12 protein-coding genes and 1 tRNA gene are annotated in these 15,808 nt (G+C 62.9%); 9 read left to right on the top strand and 4 right to left on the bottom strand.

What is annotated here, in order from left to right:
- Nucleotides 1-45 precede the first annotated feature (45 nt).
- From polA to B5F19_RS03560, 7 genes are all read left to right on the top strand, one after another.
- Nucleotides 46-2,730, top strand: a complete 2,685-nt coding sequence (polA, locus tag B5F19_RS03590) for a DNA polymerase I (protein WP_087288076.1) — start codon at nucleotides 46-48, stop codon at nucleotides 2,728-2,730.
- An 858-nt stretch (nucleotides 2,731-3,588) separates the two neighbouring features.
- Nucleotides 3,589-3,858 carry a hypothetical protein gene (locus B5F19_RS03585; RefSeq protein WP_087288074.1) on the top strand — a complete coding sequence of 90 codons (270 nt, stop codon included), beginning with the start codon at nucleotides 3,589-3,591 and terminating at the stop codon, nucleotides 3,856-3,858.
- 102 nt (nucleotides 3,859-3,960) lie between these two features.
- Nucleotides 3,961-5,217 (top strand): ABC transporter substrate-binding protein, encoded by a 1,257-nt coding sequence (locus B5F19_RS03580; RefSeq protein ID WP_087288072.1) that lies wholly within the window; start codon nucleotides 3,961-3,963, stop codon nucleotides 5,215-5,217.
- A 401-nt stretch (nucleotides 5,218-5,618) separates the two neighbouring features.
- Nucleotides 5,619-6,539 (top strand): branched-chain amino acid ABC transporter permease, encoded by a 921-nt coding sequence (locus B5F19_RS03575; protein ID WP_087288070.1) that lies wholly within the window; start codon nucleotides 5,619-5,621, stop codon nucleotides 6,537-6,539.
- Between the two features lie 14 nt (nucleotides 6,540-6,553).
- Nucleotides 6,554-7,621: a branched-chain amino acid ABC transporter permease gene (locus tag B5F19_RS03570; RefSeq protein WP_087288068.1), complete on the top strand. Its 1,068-nt coding sequence runs from the start codon at nucleotides 6,554-6,556 to the stop codon at nucleotides 7,619-7,621.
- On the top strand, nucleotides 7,618-8,469 hold the full coding sequence (locus B5F19_RS03565; protein WP_087288067.1) for an ABC transporter ATP-binding protein: 852 nt from the start codon (nucleotides 7,618-7,620) through the stop codon (nucleotides 8,467-8,469). The genes B5F19_RS03570 and B5F19_RS03565 overlap by 4 nt, the downstream gene beginning before the upstream one ends.
- 5 nt (nucleotides 8,470-8,474) lie before the next feature.
- Nucleotides 8,475-9,185: an ABC transporter ATP-binding protein gene (locus B5F19_RS03560; protein WP_087288065.1), complete on the top strand. Its 711-nt coding sequence runs from the start codon at nucleotides 8,475-8,477 to the stop codon at nucleotides 9,183-9,185.
- Between the two features lie 772 nt (nucleotides 9,186-9,957).
- Here B5F19_RS03560 and B5F19_RS03555 read toward each other — a convergent pair.
- On the bottom strand, nucleotides 9,958-11,004 hold the full coding sequence (locus tag B5F19_RS03555) for a beta-eliminating lyase-related protein (protein ID WP_087288063.1): 1,047 nt from the start codon (nucleotides 11,002-11,004) through the stop codon (nucleotides 9,958-9,960).
- 19 nt (nucleotides 11,005-11,023) lie between these two features.
- Nucleotides 11,024-11,788, bottom strand: a complete 765-nt coding sequence (gene yaaA / locus B5F19_RS03550) for a peroxide stress protein YaaA (protein ID WP_087288061.1) — start codon at nucleotides 11,786-11,788, stop codon at nucleotides 11,024-11,026.
- Between the two features lie 141 nt (nucleotides 11,789-11,929).
- Between yaaA and B5F19_RS03545 the strand changes: the two genes are divergently transcribed.
- Both B5F19_RS03545 and B5F19_RS03540 read left to right on the top strand, forming a co-directional pair.
- Nucleotides 11,930-12,694: a MerR family transcriptional regulator gene (locus tag B5F19_RS03545; RefSeq protein WP_087288059.1), complete on the top strand. Its 765-nt coding sequence runs from the start codon at nucleotides 11,930-11,932 to the stop codon at nucleotides 12,692-12,694.
- A gap of 135 nt (nucleotides 12,695-12,829) precedes the next feature.
- Nucleotides 12,830-12,906 (top strand) — tRNA-Arg (locus B5F19_RS03540).
- Between the two features lie 967 nt (nucleotides 12,907-13,873).
- Here the strand turns inward: B5F19_RS03540 and B5F19_RS03535 are convergent.
- Entirely contained in the window at nucleotides 13,874-14,821 is a 948-nt protein-coding gene (locus B5F19_RS03535; RefSeq protein ID WP_087288058.1) for an ROK family protein, read from the bottom strand.
- Nucleotides 14,822-14,823: 2 nt separating this feature from the next.
- Complete coding sequence (hprK, locus tag B5F19_RS03530) at nucleotides 14,824-15,774, bottom strand: HPr(Ser) kinase/phosphatase (RefSeq protein WP_087288056.1); 951 nt, start codon at nucleotides 15,772-15,774, stop codon at nucleotides 14,824-14,826.
- Nucleotides 15,775-15,808 lie beyond the last annotated feature (34 nt).

The raw sequence follows: 15,808 nt of genomic DNA, 5'->3' as shown, positions 1-15,808 counted from the left end.
ACAAGATTCTGCTGCTGCACGACGAATTTTGGGAGGAGACCCATTATGAAGAAATTGATGGTCCTGGACGGCAACTCCATCGTCAACCGGGCCTTTTACGGGGTGAGCCAGAACCTCACCACCCGGGCGGGACAGCCCACCAACGCCATTTTCGGCTTTCTGAACATTTTAACGAAACTGCTGGACGAGGGGAAGCCCGACGCCCTGTGCGTCACCTTCGACCGGAAGGCCCCCACCTTCCGGCACCTGGCCTACGAGGGCTACAAGGCCACCCGGAAGGGGATGCCCGACGAGCTGGCCAGCCAGCTCCCCCTGCTCAAGGACGTGCTGGCGGCCATGAACATCCCCATGTACGAGCTGGACGGCTGGGAGGCGGACGACCTCATCGGCACCATCTCACAAAAAGATACCGCCGCCGGGTGGGAGACGGTCATCGTCACCGGGGACAAGGACTCCCTCCAGCTGGTGACCGACACCACCACCGTGAAGCTGGTGTCCACCCGCATGGGCCGCACCACCACCCGGGACATGACCCCGGAGGCCTTCCGGGAGGAGTACGGCTTCGACCCCATCCACATCATCGACCTGAAGGCCCTCATGGGGGACTCCAGCGACAACATCCCCGGGGTGAAGGGGGTGGGAGAAAAGACCGCCATGGCCCTGGTCCAGCGGTACGGCTCTATTGACGACCTGTACGCCGCCCTGCCGGAGGTGGAGATGGCCCCCGGCGCCCCCGCCAAGCCCGGGGTCATCAAAAAGCTCACCGAGGGGGAGGACCAGGCCCGCATGTCCTACGACCTGGCCACCATCCACACCGACGCCCCCATCGACTTCGCCCCGGAGAACAATTTACGCAAGGAGCCCAACGGCCCCGCCCTGTACCAGCTGTTTCTGGACCTGGAGTTTGCCAAGCTCATTGACAAGTTCCACCTCACCGCCCCCCAGGGGGAGGGAGCCGTCCAGGAGGAGGCGTCCGCCCAGGTGAACACGGCCAGCGAGGTGGTGGAGACCCGGGAGCGGCTGGAGGAGTTGCTGGCCCTCTGGCGTGGGCTTGATGAGGTGAACGTACTGGCCCTGCCCTCCCTGGACGTGATCTGCGTGGAGTGGGCGGAGACGGAGACAGAGCACCGGGCCGCCCTGCTGTTTGCGGACAAGCTAGAGTGCTACAACGACGGTCTCCGGACCCTGTTCGCCCCGGATATCAAAAAGGTGGTCCACGGCTCCAAGGAGCTGTGGAAGGGGCTGCTGGACGAGGGCATTCAGCCCGGCGGCATCGTCTTTGACACCGAGGTGGCCGCCTATCTGCTGGCCCCCACCGACGGCAGCTACGACCTGGAGAAGCTGGGCATCACCTACTACAACCAGGAGTTCCCCAAGGCCAAGGCCTATCTGGAGGAGGGGGCCTTCGGTCCCCTGGCCGACCCGGCGGGGCCCACAGCCGCCCTGCTGTCCCACACCGCCCTCATCGGTGCTCTGCGAAAGACCCTCTCCCAGCGGCTGGAGGAACTGGGACTGAACAAAATCTATCAGGAGGTGGACCTCCCCCTGTGCCCGGTGCTGGCGGAGATGGAGGAGATCGGGGTGCTGGTGGACCGGGGGGCCCTGGTAGAGTTCGGGGAGATGCTCTCCCAGGGTATCGACAAGGTGCAGGCCGCGATTTATGAGCTGGCCGGGGAGGAGTTCAACATCAACTCCACCCAGCAGCTGGGCCGCATCCTCTTTGACCAGCTGGGCCTGCCCCCGGTGAAGAAGACCAAGACGGGCTACTCCACCAATGCGGAGGTGCTGGACAAGCTCCGGGGCAGGCATCCCATCATCGAGCAGATCCTGGACTACCGCCAGCTCACCAAATTGAAGTCCACCTATGTGGACGGCCTGGGCAAGGTGATCGGGGACGACGGACGCATCCACACCTGCTTCCAGAATACGGTCACCGCCACCGGGCGGCTGAGCTCCGCCGAGCCCAACCTCCAGAACATCCCCATCCGCACCCCCCTGGGGGCGGAGCTGCGGAAAATGTTCGTGGCCGGGCCGGGGATGACCCTGGTGGACGCGGACTACTCCCAGATCGAGCTGCGGCTCCTGGCCCACATGGCCGGGGACGAGAAGATGATCGAGGCCTTCCGCTCCGGCCGGGACTTCCACACGGTCACCGCCGCCCAGGTGTTCGGGGTGGAGCCGGAGCAGGTCACCCATGAAATGCGCCGCAGCGCCAAGGCGGTGAACTTCGGCATCGTCTACGGCATCTCCGCCTTCTCTCTGAGCCAGGACATCGGGGTCACCGTGGCCGAGGCCAAGGCCTATATGGACCGTTACTTTGCCACCTACCCCGGCGTGCGGGCCTATATGGACCATGTGGTGGAGCGGGCCAAGGCGGACGGCTATGTGTCCACCCTCATGGGCCGCCGCCGCTGGCTGCCCGAGCTGAAGTCCTCCAACTTCAACACCCGGTCCTTTGGGGAGCGGGTGGCCCTGAACATGCCCATCCAGGGCACCGCCGCCGACATCATCAAGCTGGCCATGCTCCGGGTGCGGGACCGTCTGAAAGCCGAGGGGCTCCGGGGACAGCTGGTCCTCCAGGTCCACGACGAGCTCATCGTGGAGTGCCCCCAGGAGGAGCAGGAGCGGGTGTGCGCCCTCCTCCAGGAGGAGATGGAGGGGGTATTCCCCCTGTCCGTCCCCCTGGTGGCGGAGACCCACGCGGGACAGAGCTGGGCGGAGTCTCATTGAGTTATTTCGCAGGGGGATTTCGCCGCCTGCGGGCGGCGACCTACTTTGCCCGCGGCGGCAAAGTAGGCAAAACGCCGCCGGGGACGCATCCGATGGGCTACGGCTCCGCTTCGCTCCGCCTAGGCCCATAGGCTGCTTTCCCCGGACCCCATTTACGGGGGTTACCCCTTGAACATCGTGCAACCCTTCCGGCGCGCAAAATCAGGAGTGCTTGGGTGCGGTTCCATCCGGCCCCACTGGGGGCCTGAGTATGCATAAATTTCAGGTCTCACACTTCAACTGCCGCGCCTCAGTTCGCCGAGCCAATGTCCCCAGTCCGGCGTCGACCGCTCCCCGGACCGTCGGCTGGGACACCCAGGCGCAGAAGCGGAACCGCACCGCTGAAATTTTCCTCTCCCCCAGGGCCCAGTGGCCCGGCAAGAATTTAGACCGGCCACTCAGATTTTGCGCGCCGGAAATTCTGCTTAACCTTACAGGTATGTGTCCCTCGTAATGGGGGTCCTAGGGGACGGGCGGCATGGAGGCAGGGGCGGCGCAGCCGCTTCTGCCGATTGCGCCCGCCCCCTAGCGGTTCTCGAGGTGAATTGCCCCAAAGGGGCAAGAGAGGGTGGCCTGGGCCATTGGTGACTTTCTGGCCGTCCAGAAAGTCACTCGCCGCCCGCAGGCGGCGAAACTCCCCCGTGAAACAGAACCCACCCCTTCTGCCCGCCCCAGGCGGACAAAATTCTGTACAGAACGGACATGAAAACCGGAGCGCTCCCCCCGGATTCTGGTGGAAACGTCCATTGACGAATGGAGGGGGGTGTTTTACAATAAAACAAACTTAAAGTTTGATTTTTGCAGAAAGGAGCCGCCGCCATGTATCCGTATGCTGAGACCTCTATGTGGATGAATGCCTCTGCCGGTTGTGGAACAGAGGCGGTTTCCTGCTGCCCTGCCCGTCGGAACCACTCCGCCTCCCACACTGCCCTGATTCTGGACACCATGGTAATGGTGTCCATTTTTGCTATTCTGGGGGTAGTGGGCGGCGTACTGGCGGCGCTCCTGCTTCTGGCGGGGGTACTGCTGATTATGCTGGCCCGGATCATCCGGGCCGAAGCTCCAAAGAGACGGCTGCTTACCATTTAAGTTTCGGTAAAGAAGCGGCTTCGTTCTTTGGAGCGGAGCCGCTTTTTTATATTCCGTGTCCGGCTCCGGACGCGAGTCAAGCTGTAAAGGAGAATAAATGTTATGAACAGCAAAAAGTTTCTTGCCTTCACTATGGCCGCGGCCATGACGCTGTCCCTGGCCGCCTGCGGCGGCAATGGCGGCGGCGCCGGCAGCAGCGGCGGCTCCAGCGCCAGCGGCTCCACCGGCGATACCTCCACCGGCGGCGTCACCGCCGGCACCACCGTCAAAGAGGTGGTCGATCCCACCGGCGCCGCCTTCAAGATCGGCGCCACCGGCCCCCTCACCGGCGACGCCTCCATCTACGGCCTAGCCGCCTACCGGGGTGCCCAGATCGCGGTGAACGAGATCAACTCTGAGGGCGGCGACATTCAGTTCGAGCTGAACTATCAGGACGACCAGAACGTGCCTGAGACCGCCGTCAACGCCTTCAACAACCTGAAGGACTGGGGCATGCAGATCTCCCTGGGCTCCGTCACCACCCAGCCCGGCATCGCCACCTCCCAGTACAACTTCGAGGACCGGATCTTCGCCCTGACCCCCTCCGCCTCCTCCCCCAACGTCATCGCCAACAAGGACAACGTGTTCCAGATGTGCTTCTCCGACCCCAACCAGGGGCTGGCCTCCGCCCAGTATATCTATGAGCAGAACCTGGGCGAGAACGTGTACATCATCTGGAAGAACGACGATGTGTACTCCACCGGCATCAAGGACCAGTTTGTAGCCGAGGCGGAGGAGCTGGGTCTGAACATCGTGGGCAACTCCACCTTCACCACCGACACCTCCAATGACTTTACCGTCCAGCTCACCGACGCCCAGCAGAAGGGCGCCGATCTGGTCTTCCTGCCCATGTACTATCAGCCCGCCTCTCTGATCCTGACCCAGGCCGACTCCATGGGCTATGAGCCCAAGTTCTTCGGCGTGGACGGCATGGACGGCATCCTGACCATGGAGGGCTTCGACGCCTCCCTGGCCGAGGGCGTTATGCTGCTGACTCCCTTCAACGCCGACGCCACCGACGACGCCACCGTGGCCTTCGTCACTGAGTATGAGAGCCTCTACGGCGAGACCCCCAACCAGTTTGCCGCCGACGCCTACGACTGCATCTACGCCCTGAAGCTGGCTCTGGAGACCGCCGGCTGCACCCCCGACATGACCGCTGAGGCCATCAACGACGCCCTGATCGCGGCGTTCCCCACCATCACTCTGACCGGCCTCACCGGCGACGGCCAGGGCATCACCTGGGACTCCACCGGCGCGGTGTCCAAGGCCCCCAAGGGCATGGTCATCGAGAATGGCGCTTACGTGGGCATGGACTAAGGTCCCCGCTCCCGGCGTCTGACAAACCACTTCCCTTCTCCGGACGGGCTGCCTCCTTTGGGGCGGCCCCGTCCGGGGCGGGGTGTTGTAAATGAGAGAGGGGACGCATCGGAAAGGAGCCGGAGGGCTCCACAGGCTGTCGAGAACTCTCCGGATTAAGATTTCGGAGGGAAAGATAGTGTGAAAGACTGCTCCGCAGAGCGCATCGAAGCACAACCGCCGCAAAGCGGCGGCACTTAGTGCGAAGAGAAACCGTCAGGGTTGTCTTTCACGTGCAATCAGGCTACTTTTCAGAATGTTCTAACATTCTGAAAAGTGCTGCACAGCTTGTCGAAACAACCGTTTCGACAAGCTGTGCTCCGGCTGTTTTCCGGTGCGCCCCGGAAAAAAGGGGAATCAATATGGATATTACCATTATCCTGAATTATCTGATCCGTGGATTGAGCCTGGGCAGCGTGTACGCCATCATCGCCCTGGGCTACACCATGGTCTACGGCATCGCCAAGATGCTGAACTTTGCCCACGGCGACGTGATCATGGTGGGCGGCTATGTCTGCTTCTTCGCCATGAGCGGGCTGTCCGGCAACTTCGCCGAGGGCTCTGTGGCCGCCACCGTGGTGCCCGCCGTGGCGGGGACCCTGCTGGCCATGGCGGTGTGCACCGTGCTGGGCGTTGTCATCGAGCGGCTGGCCTATAAGCCGCTGCGGCAGGCACCGTCTCTGGCGGTGCTCATCACCGCCATCGGCGTGAGTTACTTTTTACAAAATGCGGCGCTGCTGCTGTGGTCCTCCAACCCCAAGGTGTTCACCCCGGTCACCGGCCGGGGCAGCCTGCAGGTGGGAGCGCTGTCCATCAGCTATGTGACGCTGCTCACCATTGCGGCCTGTATCATCATCATGGTGGTCCTCACCGCCTTCACCAGCCGCACCAAGCTGGGCAAGGCCATGCGGGCCGTGTCTGAGGACAAGGGGGCGGCCCAGCTCATGGGCATCAACGTGAACGCCACCATCTCTCTCACCTTCGCCATCGGCTCCGCCCTGGCGGCCATCGCCGGGGTGCTGTACATGTCCGCCTACCCCACTCTGACCCCCACCACCGGCTCCATGCCCGGCATCAAAGCCTTCACCGCCGCTGTGTTCGGGGGCATCGGCTCCATTCCCGGGGCCATGCTGGGCGGCCTGCTGCTGGGCGTGATCGAGATTTTCGCCGGCGCTTACATCTCCACCCAGCTCCAGAACGCCATCGTCTTCGCGGTGCTCATCGTGGTGCTGCTGGTGAAGCCCGCCGGTCTGCTGGGCAAGATGGTCCAGGAGAAAGTGTAAAGGGGGCGGAGAGTATGAATCGAATTCTGCAAATGAAAAAATCCACCCGCTCCAGCCTGTTTACCTACGGACTGGTCATCGGGGCCTACCTGATCATTCAGCTGCTGCGCTCCTTCCGGGAGGGCGGCGTGGGCTCGGTGCTGGAGGGGCAGCTGGTCCCCATCTGCGCCTATGTGACCATGGCCCTGGCCCTCAACCTGGTGGTGGGCGTCTCCGGCGAGCTGTCCCTGGGCCACGCGGGCTTTATGAGCATCGGCGCCTTTGCCGGCTGCTCGGTGGCCGCCGCCCTGCAGAACAGCGTGGAGATGGAGCCCCTCCGTCTGGCCCTGGCCATGGTGCTGGGCGGCGTGATCGCCGGCATCTTCGGCTTTCTCATCGGCGTGCCGGTCCTCCGCCTCAACGGCGACTATCTGGCCATCGTCACCCTGGCCTTCGGCGAGATCATCAAGAGTCTGGTCACCAACGTCTATCTGGGCGTGGATGAGAACGGCCTGCACTTCAGCTTCCTGAGCGACAACACCAATCTCTCCGAGACCGGTGTGGAGCTCATCCGGGGCCCCGTGGGCGTCACCAACTCCGCCCGCATCGCCACCTTTACCGCCGGCGTGGTGCTGGTGCTGGTGGCCCTGTTCGTGATCTTCAATCTGGTGAACAGCCGCACCGGCCGGGCCATCATGGCCGCCCGGGACAACCGGATCGCCGCCGAGAGCGTGGGCATCAGCGTCACCAAGTACAAGATGATCGCCTTTGTTACCTCCGCCGTCCTGGCGGGGGCCGCCGGCACCCTGTACGGCTGCGGACAGGTCACCTTTACCGCCACCAAGTTCGACTTCAACACCTCCATTCTGATCCTGGTGTTTGTGGTGCTGGGCGGCCTGGGCAACATGTGGGGCTCGGTGATCGCCGCCGCCGCCCTGACCATCCTGCCCGAGGCCCTGCGCCAGTTCGCCGACTACCGGATGCTGGTGTACGCCATCGTGCTGATCCTGGTCATGCTGGCCACCAACAACCCCACATTGTGGAATTTCATCGCCCGTGTGCGTGAGGAGCGCCAGGAGAAGAAAGAAGGTGCCAAACAATGAGCCGAATTCCCAAGGAGCCCGTCAAGCTGGTCACCGTCCCCAGCCCCAACAAGATCCCCGAGCGGGACATTGACAAGAGCCCCATCCTGGAGTGCCAGCATCTGGGCATCGACTTCGGCGGCCTGTCCGCCGTCAAGGACTTCAACATGGCCATTGGCCGCACCGAGATCGCCGGCCTCATCGGCCCCAACGGCGCGGGCAAGACCACCGTTTTCAACCTGCTCACCAAGGTGTATCAGCCCACCCGGGGCACCATCCTGCTGGACGGGGTGGACACACACAACATGAACACCGTCCAGGTGAACAAGGCGGGCATCGCCCGCACCTTCCAGAACATCCGTCTGTTCAACAACCTGACGGTGGAGGACAACGTGAAGCTGGGCCTTCACAACCACATCGGCTATGGCTTCTGGAGCGGCATCTTCCGCCTGCCCGGCTACTGGAAGGAGGAGAAGGTGGCCCACGAGCGGGCCATGGAGCTGCTGTCCATCTTTGACATGGGCTATCTGGCCAAGTACAAGGCCGGTTCCCTCCCCTACGGCGCCCAGCGGAAGCTGGAGATCGTCCGGGCCCTGGCCACCAACCCCAGCCTGCTCCTGCTGGACGAGCCGGCGGCGGGCATGAACCCCTCCGAGACCGCCGAGCTCATGGAGAACATCGTGAAGATCCGGGACACCTTCGGCATCGCCATTCTGCTCATTGAGCACGACATGAGCCTGGTCATGGGCATCTGCGAGGGCATCGCAGTCCTGAACTTCGGCCAGATCATCGCCAAGGGCACCCCGGACGAGATCAAAAACGACCCGGTGGTCATTGAGGCCTACCTGGGCAAGAAAAAGGAGGCGTAAGGCCGATGGAGACACTTCTGAACGTAGAGGGCATCAACGTCTACTATGGGGCCATTCACGCCATCAAGGACATCTCCTTCCACGTGAATGAGGGGGAGATCGTCACCCTCATCGGCGCCAACGGCGCGGGCAAGACCACCACCTTACAGACCATCTCCGGCCTGCTCCGGTCCAAGACCGGGAGCATCACCTTTGAGGGGCAGAACATCAGCAATGTGCGCGCGGACAAGCTGGTGGCCCGGGGCCTGGCCCAGGTGCCCGAGGGCCGCCGGGTGTTCCTCCAGATGTCGGTGGAGGAGAATCTGGAGATGGGGGCCTATACCCAGTCCCCCTCCGGCGTCCCCGCCGACCTGGAGATGGTGTTCGAGCTCTTCCCCCGGCTGAAGGAGCGCCGCCGCCAGGTGGCCGGCACCCTCTCCGGCGGCGAGCAGCAGATGCTGGCCATGGGCCGGGCCCTCATGTCCCACCCCAAGCTGCTCATGCTGGACGAGCCCTCCATGGGGCTGGCCCCCATCCTGGTGGAACAGATCTTTGAGATCATCCAGAACCTGAACAAGAACGGCTCCACCATCCTCCTGGTGGAACAGAACGCCCAGATGGCCCTGTCCGTGGCCCACCGGGGCTACGTGCTGGAGACCGGCCGCGTGGTCACCACCGGCACCGGCGAGGAGCTCATCGAGAGCCCCGAGATCAAAAAAGCCTACCTGGGCGGCTGACCTACTTTCTTTGAAAAAGAAAGTAGGCAAAGAAATTTCCTGCGAAGCTGCGCTTCGCCTCTGCCTAGTCTGGACCGTGCACATTTGACGCCGGCATTGTTTCTTTACATAAGCAAAACAGGGGCGGCCCCATCGGGCCGCCCCTGTTTCGATTTATTGTATTTCAAGATACGGCGGGCCAGCCAGTGTCCGGCCCCTACGAAAAAGAAGGAACCGCTTCCGGATTCGCCGTAGGGGCGGGTGCCCTCACCCACCCGCCCAGTGTTTCGAATGTACCCGTGCAAAACCGTAGGGGCGGCACACTGGGCCGCCCGATTTCCATGGATTGGCCCAAGGGCCTCCCCTGCCTAAACTCGGAAGGTGTCCTTAAAACCCGTAGGGGAGGGGACGACTCCCCTTATCAAGGGGAGATGTCGAGCGCAGCGAGACAGAGGGGATAGGGATTTGCCCCTCCCGCAAAGCCTTCCCCCTTCCAGGGGGAAGGTGCCGAGCGAAGCGAGGCGGATGAGGGTGGGCTCTGGAATGGCAGAACTTCCTCGGCGGGCCGACCAGTGTCCGGCCCCTACGAAAAAAGAAACCGCTCCCAGATTCGCCGTAGGGACGGCCCTTGCGGCCGTCCTCAGCCTTCCCCCCCAGGGGGAAGGTGTCTGGCCGAGGGCCAGACGGATGAGGGGGCAGGTTTCGAAGGGGGAACGTATATAGGGCGCGGCCTCCCGTACGCGCCGCCTTATGGCATTCCGCAGGGGCGGCACACCGGGCCGCCCGCCTGCTTCTACGCCTGTCCGCAGATGGCGTGAATATCCCGGCACAGCTCCTCCACCGCCTGGGGCGTGGTGGCCCAGCTGGTGCAGAAGCGGACGACAGACCGCCCATCCTCCAGATCGGCCCAGTGGTTGAAGCTGTACTTCCGGGCCAGGGCCTCCCGCTGCTCCCGGGTGAGGACGGGGAACTGCTGGTTGGTGGGGGAGTCAAAGGCCAGCTCCACCCCGCAGGCCTGGAAGGCGTCCCGGATGCGCCGGGCCTGCTCCACCGCCCGGCGGCCCAGCTGGAAGTAGAGGCCGTCCTCAAAGAGGACCTCGAACTGGATGCCCAGCAGCCGTCCCTTGGCCAGCATGCCCCCCATGCGCTTGATCATATACCGGAAGTCCCGCTGGATGGCCAGGTTGGGGATGACCACCGCCTCCCCCAGCAGGGCCCCCACCTTGGTGCCGCCGATGTAGAACACGTCGGACAGCTGGGCCAGGTCCGCCAGGGTCACGTCGTTCTCCGGGGCGGCCAGGCCGTAGCCGCACCGGGCCCCGTCGATGTACAGGGGAATGTGCCGCTGCCAGCACACCTGGTGGATGGCCTTCAGCTCCGCCTTGGTGTACAGGGTGCCCAGCTCGGTGGGCTGGGAGAGGTAGACCAGGCCGGGCTGGACCGTGTGCTCGTGGCTGGGGTCGGTCCAGTGGGCGGCGCACAGCTTGGCGATCTGCTGGGCGGTGATCTTCCCGTCTTTGCTGGGGAGGGCCAGCACTTTGTGCCCGGTGGCCTCAATCGCCCCTGTCTCATGGGTGTTGATATGGCCGGTGCTGGCGCAGACCACCCCCTGATAGGGCTTTAAAATGGCGGCAATGACGATCTGGTTGGCCTGGGTGCCGCCGGATACAAACTCAATGGTGGACTGGGGCAGGCCGCAGGCCTGGCGGATCAGGGTCTTGGCACGCTCGCAGTGCTCGTCCTTCCCATAGCCGGGGGTCTGCTCCAAATTCGTTTCCAGCAGCCGCTCCAGGATCTTGGGGTGGGCCCCCTCGCCGTAGTCACATTCAAAACGCAGCATATGAAACCGTCCTTTCTTCTCACACAGCACTTGACTGAGCTGTTTTCAAAAAAACCATCCGCGCCCCGGTGGAGCGGTCCGGATCGTACCGGTACCCCAGCCCCTGAAAGGCGGGCAGGCCGTCTGGGTGGGCCGTCCCCGTCTCCGCCAGCCACCGGACCATCTCGCCCCGGGCCATTTTGCACAGGGTCCCCTTCTCCACCACCTTGCCGTCGGGGCGCAGTTCCCCGAATACGCAGGAGACCACCCGCAACGAGGGGGGCAGGTGGGGAAGGACCGCCCGGCTGTACTCCTTGGAGGCCAGGTCCAGCACCCAGCCGCTCTCCCCCGCCAGGGCCCGGGCCAGCTTCTCCCCCCAGAAGGCGTACAGGTCCCGGCAGCCGTCCACCGCCAGCCTGGCCCCCATCTCCAGCCGGTAGGGGGTCACCCCGTCGAAGGGGCGGAGCAGGCCGTAAAAGCCGGACAGGATACGCAGATGCTCCTGGAGGAACTCGTATTGGGCCGTCTCGAACACCCGCGCGGCCATGGTCTGGTACTGGATGCCCACATAGGACAGGAGGGCGGGGGTGAGGCCCCGCTCCAGGTCCATGGTCCGCAGCCGCTCCACATTGAGGGCGGCGATGGCGTCGCTGCACTTCCACAGCTTCTGGAGCTCCGCAGGCGAGAGGTTCCGCAGGGCGGTGAGCAGCCGCCCGGTCTCCGGCAGAAACCCGGGCAGCCCCCGGGGCGGCAGGGTGTCTCGGTCCTCCCGCATCTGCTTGGCGGGGGAAATGATGATCCGCATGGCGGCCTCCTTTTGGGGAATTGATCCATATAAAACCGGCGTCTGTTTTATTATAATATTTTCGTGGGAAAAAACAAGGAAAAAAGTCCTTGACCTTGACGGTGCGTCAACTGGTACCATAGGACCAGAGGAGGGATTTTGATGGAATACACGATCCGGGAGCTGGCGGACCTGTCCGGAGTGACCACCCGCACTCTGCGCTGGTACGACCAGATCGGTCTGCTCAAGCCGGGCCGGGTGGCGGAGAACGGCTACCGCTACTACGGCCCGGCCCAGGTGGACCGGCTGCAGGACGTCTTGTACTACCGGGCCCTCGGGGTGGAGCTGGCCCAGATCAAGGACTGCCTGGACGATCCCTCCTTCGACCGGCTCGCCGCCCTCCGCGGCCACCTGACCGCCCTGGAACAGGAGCAGGCCCGGCTGGAGGCGCTGATTCGGTCGGTACGCAAGACCATTTCGGCACAGGAAAGGAAGGAACTTATGAACGATCAGGAGAAATTTGAGGCCCTGAAGCAGCGGGCGGTGGCCTGGCACGAGGAGACCTATGGCCGGGAGGCCCGGGAAAAATATGGAGACCGGGAGGTGGATGCGGCCCAGGATACCGTGCGAGCACTGACACAGGAGCAGTACCGGGAGTGGACCGGCCTGGGGGACGAGATCCTGCGCCGTCTGGAGGAGGCGGTTCAGCGCCAGACCCCGCCCGACAGCCTGGAGGGCCGGGAGATCACACAGCTCCACAGGCGCTGGCTGACCTTGACCGGAAATACCTGCGACCCGGCCAAACACATGGGGCTGGCCCAGCTCTACATCCAGGACGAGCGCTTTACCGCCTACTACGACCGGACGGTCCCCGGCTGCGCCCGCTTCCTCTGCGAGGCGGTGTGCCGCTGGGCAGATCAGATCTGATTTTTGCGCCGGGGAGGCCCCTCTCCCCGGCATTTCAAAAAAACAAAAAATTTTTTAAAAAAACACTTGCCAAAGATTCTCTTCTGTGCTATACTAATCAAGCCGTCAGGGGAGAGCCTCCTGTGGAAATGAGTTGCGGCTGTAGCTCAGTTGGATAGAGTGTTTGGCTACGAACCAAAAGGTCGCGGGTTCGAATCCCTCCAGCCGTACCAAAACAAAAGGCAACTGCTTTCGCAGTTGCCTTTTGTTTTGGGTTCCGGCCGCCGGAGGCGGCCTCCACCCTTCGATACTTGAATGCTCAGGGCGGCAGAGCCGCCCTTCCGCCAAGGTTTTTGCCTGCGGCAAAAACGCTTGTACGGCGCACTCGCGCCGCGGCCCAGAAGGGCCGCCGGGAGATTCTCCTACAACGGTCCGTCAATCCAAAATATCGATTTTAACCGTCCCTTTCAAAAAGAAAGACACGACATATGACATATGTCGTGTCTTTCTTTTTGGGTTCCGCGGGCCGTTGGCCCGCTCCACCCTCCGGTGATTCAAATGCTCGGCGGAAATGAATTCCGCCTCCGCCAAGGTTTTCGCCTTTGGCGAAAACGCTTGTACGCCGCAAAAGCGGCGCCGGCCGGAAGGCCGGTTGTGTGGTGCTCCTATACCTTTTCGAGATTTCAAAATATCGATTTTAACCGGCCCATCCAAAATAAAAGGACATCTGCTTTGCAGATGTCTTTTTATTTTGGGTTCCGCCGCCCGTAGGGCGGCTCCTCCCTTTGGGTTTTCCATGCTCGGGGCGGCGGAGCCGCCCCTGTGCCAAGATTTTCACCTGCGGTGAAAACGTTTGTGCGGCGCACTCGCGCCGCGGCTCAGAAGGGCCGTTCTTCTGCAATGGTCCCGTCAATCCAAAATATCGATTTTAACCGTCCCTTCCAAAACAAAAGGGCCTGTTGCAAAATAGAATTTTGAAAAATCAGGCCAAAGAAAAAGTTAGCGAGAACCGTCTGGCTGGCGGTTGTCGCTAACTTTTTTAAAACAAAAATTTTCTTTCCGGGTCTGAAAACTGCATTTTGCAACAGACCCTTTTGTTTTAAATTCCGCTGCCTGAAGGGCGGCGAACCCCTTCGGTATTGAAACGCCCGGGGCCAGCAAAGGCGCCGCCGGCCGGAGAACCTGTTTTGCTTGGAAAGGTTATATCATCCGGCACAGCATGGCGGCGCCCACCACGCCGGCGTCATTGCCCAAGCTGGCCCGCACTACTTTGGGCAGGCGGTCCTTATCGAAGCAGCCCCTATGAACCAGCTCCCGCACAGGGTCCAGCAGCAGGTCGCTGTCCGCGCTGCTCACTCCGCCGCCCAGGCAGATGACTTCGGGGAAGAGAATATTGCTCAGGCTGATCAGCCCGTAGGAGAGCTCCTTTTGATATTCCTCCAGCACCTGGAGAGCGGTCTCATCCCCGGCCCGGGCCGCCTGGAAGGGGGTGCGGCCCTCGACCCGGTCCAGACTGCCGCCGCACACCTCCCAGAGAAGGCTCTTGGGGGATGCCTCCATGGCCGACCGGGTCATGCGGATGAGAGCGGTGGCCGAGCCGTACTGCTCCCAGCAGCCCAGGCCGCCGCAGCCGCAGGGCAGGCCGTTGGGGTGCGTCATCAGATGACCGGCCTCCATGCCAGCCCCCCCCAGGCCGGTATAGAGCTTTCCGCCCCGCACCAGTCCGGTTCCGATGCCGGTACCCAGGGTGACCATGACCACCGGGTCGCAGCCCTTGGCGGCTCCCGCCCAGTATTCCCCTGCGGCGGCGCAGTCGGCGTCGTTGCCCAGGTGGACAGGAATGTTCAGTTCCCGCTGAAACAGCTCCCGGAAGGGGGTGTCCCGAAAGGGCATGTTGGGGGTTTTCACCACGGTGCCCGCCTCATTGTCCACCAGACCGGGGATGCCTGCGCCTGCGCCCTCCACGTCCTCCAGAGAGACGCCGCCCTCCTGAGCGACACGGACGGAGAGCTGGGCCAGCTGGGACACCAGCTCCTCCGCGGACCAGTTCCGATTCACAGGGCAGGCGGACTTGTGGAGAATAGTCCCCTCCTGATCCACCAGACCGGCCACCAGATTGGTGCCTCCCACATCAATTCCAATATACACGGTCAGCCCTCCTCGTCCATGAGCTTTTTGAAGTGCTCGTCCATCCGCTGCGTCAGCTCCAGAGCGGCGTTGTGGCCCAGCTTCCGGCTGCGGTTGTTGATGGCTGCCACCTCCAGGATGCTGGCCAGATTTCGGCCGGGCTTCACCGGGATGGTAACTGCGGGGACTTCTACGTCCAGAATCTCAGTGGTGGCTCCCTCCAGGCCGAAGCGGTCGTACACTGCATGATCGTCCCAGGGTTCCAGGGTGACCACCAGGTCGATCTCCTGCTCCATTTTGATGACCCGCATGCCGAACAGGCTGCGCACATCCACCACGCCGATGCCCCGCAGCTCCATATAGTGGCGGATCAGATCCGGAGCATTGCCCATGAGGGTGTTGTGGTTGGTTACCTTGATCTCCACCGCGTCGTCGGCGATGATCCGGTGGCCCCGCTGAATGAGCTCAATGGCCACCTCGCTCTTGCCCACGCCGGACTCCCCCTGGATGAGCACCCCTTCGCCGTAGATCTCCATGAGCACGCCGGAGCGGGTGATCTGGGGGGCCAGGTGGTTGAACAGGCTGCCGATGAGGCGGCTCATAAAGGCGGAGGTGTGCTCCGCCGTGCGCAGCACCGTGCGGTCGTGTTTGATGGCCATCTCCATGCACTCGGGGTAGGGCTCCAGAGCCCGGGTGAGAATCAGGGCCGGCACCGGATAGGCCAGCAGCTTGTCAAAGCTGGTCCGCCGCTCCTCCGGGGTCATCTGGTTCAGAAAGGTGTGCTCAGTCAGGCCGATGACCAGCAGCCGCCGGGTGTCAAAGTGCTCAAAAAAACCGCTCAGGGGCAGGCCGGGCCGGTTTACATCCAGGGTGGTCAGGGGGGTGTCCTCATAGTCGGGCCCCTTGTGGAGGATCTCCAGATCAAATTCCCGGATGATCTCCCCCAGCTTCACGCTTTTCGTATGTTCTGCCATTGGATCGTCCTCCTTCGCTTCGTCACTTGGCGCT

The organism is Pseudoflavonifractor sp. An184, from assembly GCF_002160305.1.
GTDB classification, from domain to species: domain Bacteria; phylum Bacillota; class Clostridia; order Oscillospirales; family Oscillospiraceae; genus Lawsonibacter; species Lawsonibacter pullicola.
The sequence above is the reverse complement of the archived record's forward strand: the minus strand, read 5'-3'. Positions and strand labels throughout refer to the sequence as shown.

Coding starts and splice junctions, on each gene's coding strand:
- B5F19_RS03575 (WP_087288070.1), top strand. CDS start 5,619: ATGGATATTACCATTATCCTGAATTATCTGATCCGTGGATTGAGCCTG.
- hprK (WP_087288056.1), bottom strand. CDS start 15,774: ATGGCAGAACATACGAAAAGCGTGAAGCTGGGGGAGATCATCCGGGAA.
- B5F19_RS03565 (WP_087288067.1), top strand. CDS start 7,618: ATGAGCCGAATTCCCAAGGAGCCCGTCAAGCTGGTCACCGTCCCCAGC.
- polA (WP_087288076.1), top strand. CDS start 46: ATGAAGAAATTGATGGTCCTGGACGGCAACTCCATCGTCAACCGGGCC.
- B5F19_RS03555 (WP_087288063.1), bottom strand. CDS start 11,004: ATGCTGCGTTTTGAATGTGACTACGGCGAGGGGGCCCACCCCAAGATC.
- B5F19_RS03545 (WP_087288059.1), top strand. CDS start 11,930: ATGGAATACACGATCCGGGAGCTGGCGGACCTGTCCGGAGTGACCACC.
- B5F19_RS03560 (WP_087288065.1), top strand. CDS start 8,475: ATGGAGACACTTCTGAACGTAGAGGGCATCAACGTCTACTATGGGGCC.
- B5F19_RS03580 (WP_087288072.1), top strand. CDS start 3,961: ATGAACAGCAAAAAGTTTCTTGCCTTCACTATGGCCGCGGCCATGACG.
- yaaA (WP_087288061.1), bottom strand. CDS start 11,788: ATGCGGATCATCATTTCCCCCGCCAAGCAGATGCGGGAGGACCGAGAC.
- B5F19_RS03570 (WP_087288068.1), top strand. CDS start 6,554: ATGAATCGAATTCTGCAAATGAAAAAATCCACCCGCTCCAGCCTGTTT.
- B5F19_RS03585 (WP_087288074.1), top strand. CDS start 3,589: ATGTATCCGTATGCTGAGACCTCTATGTGGATGAATGCCTCTGCCGGT.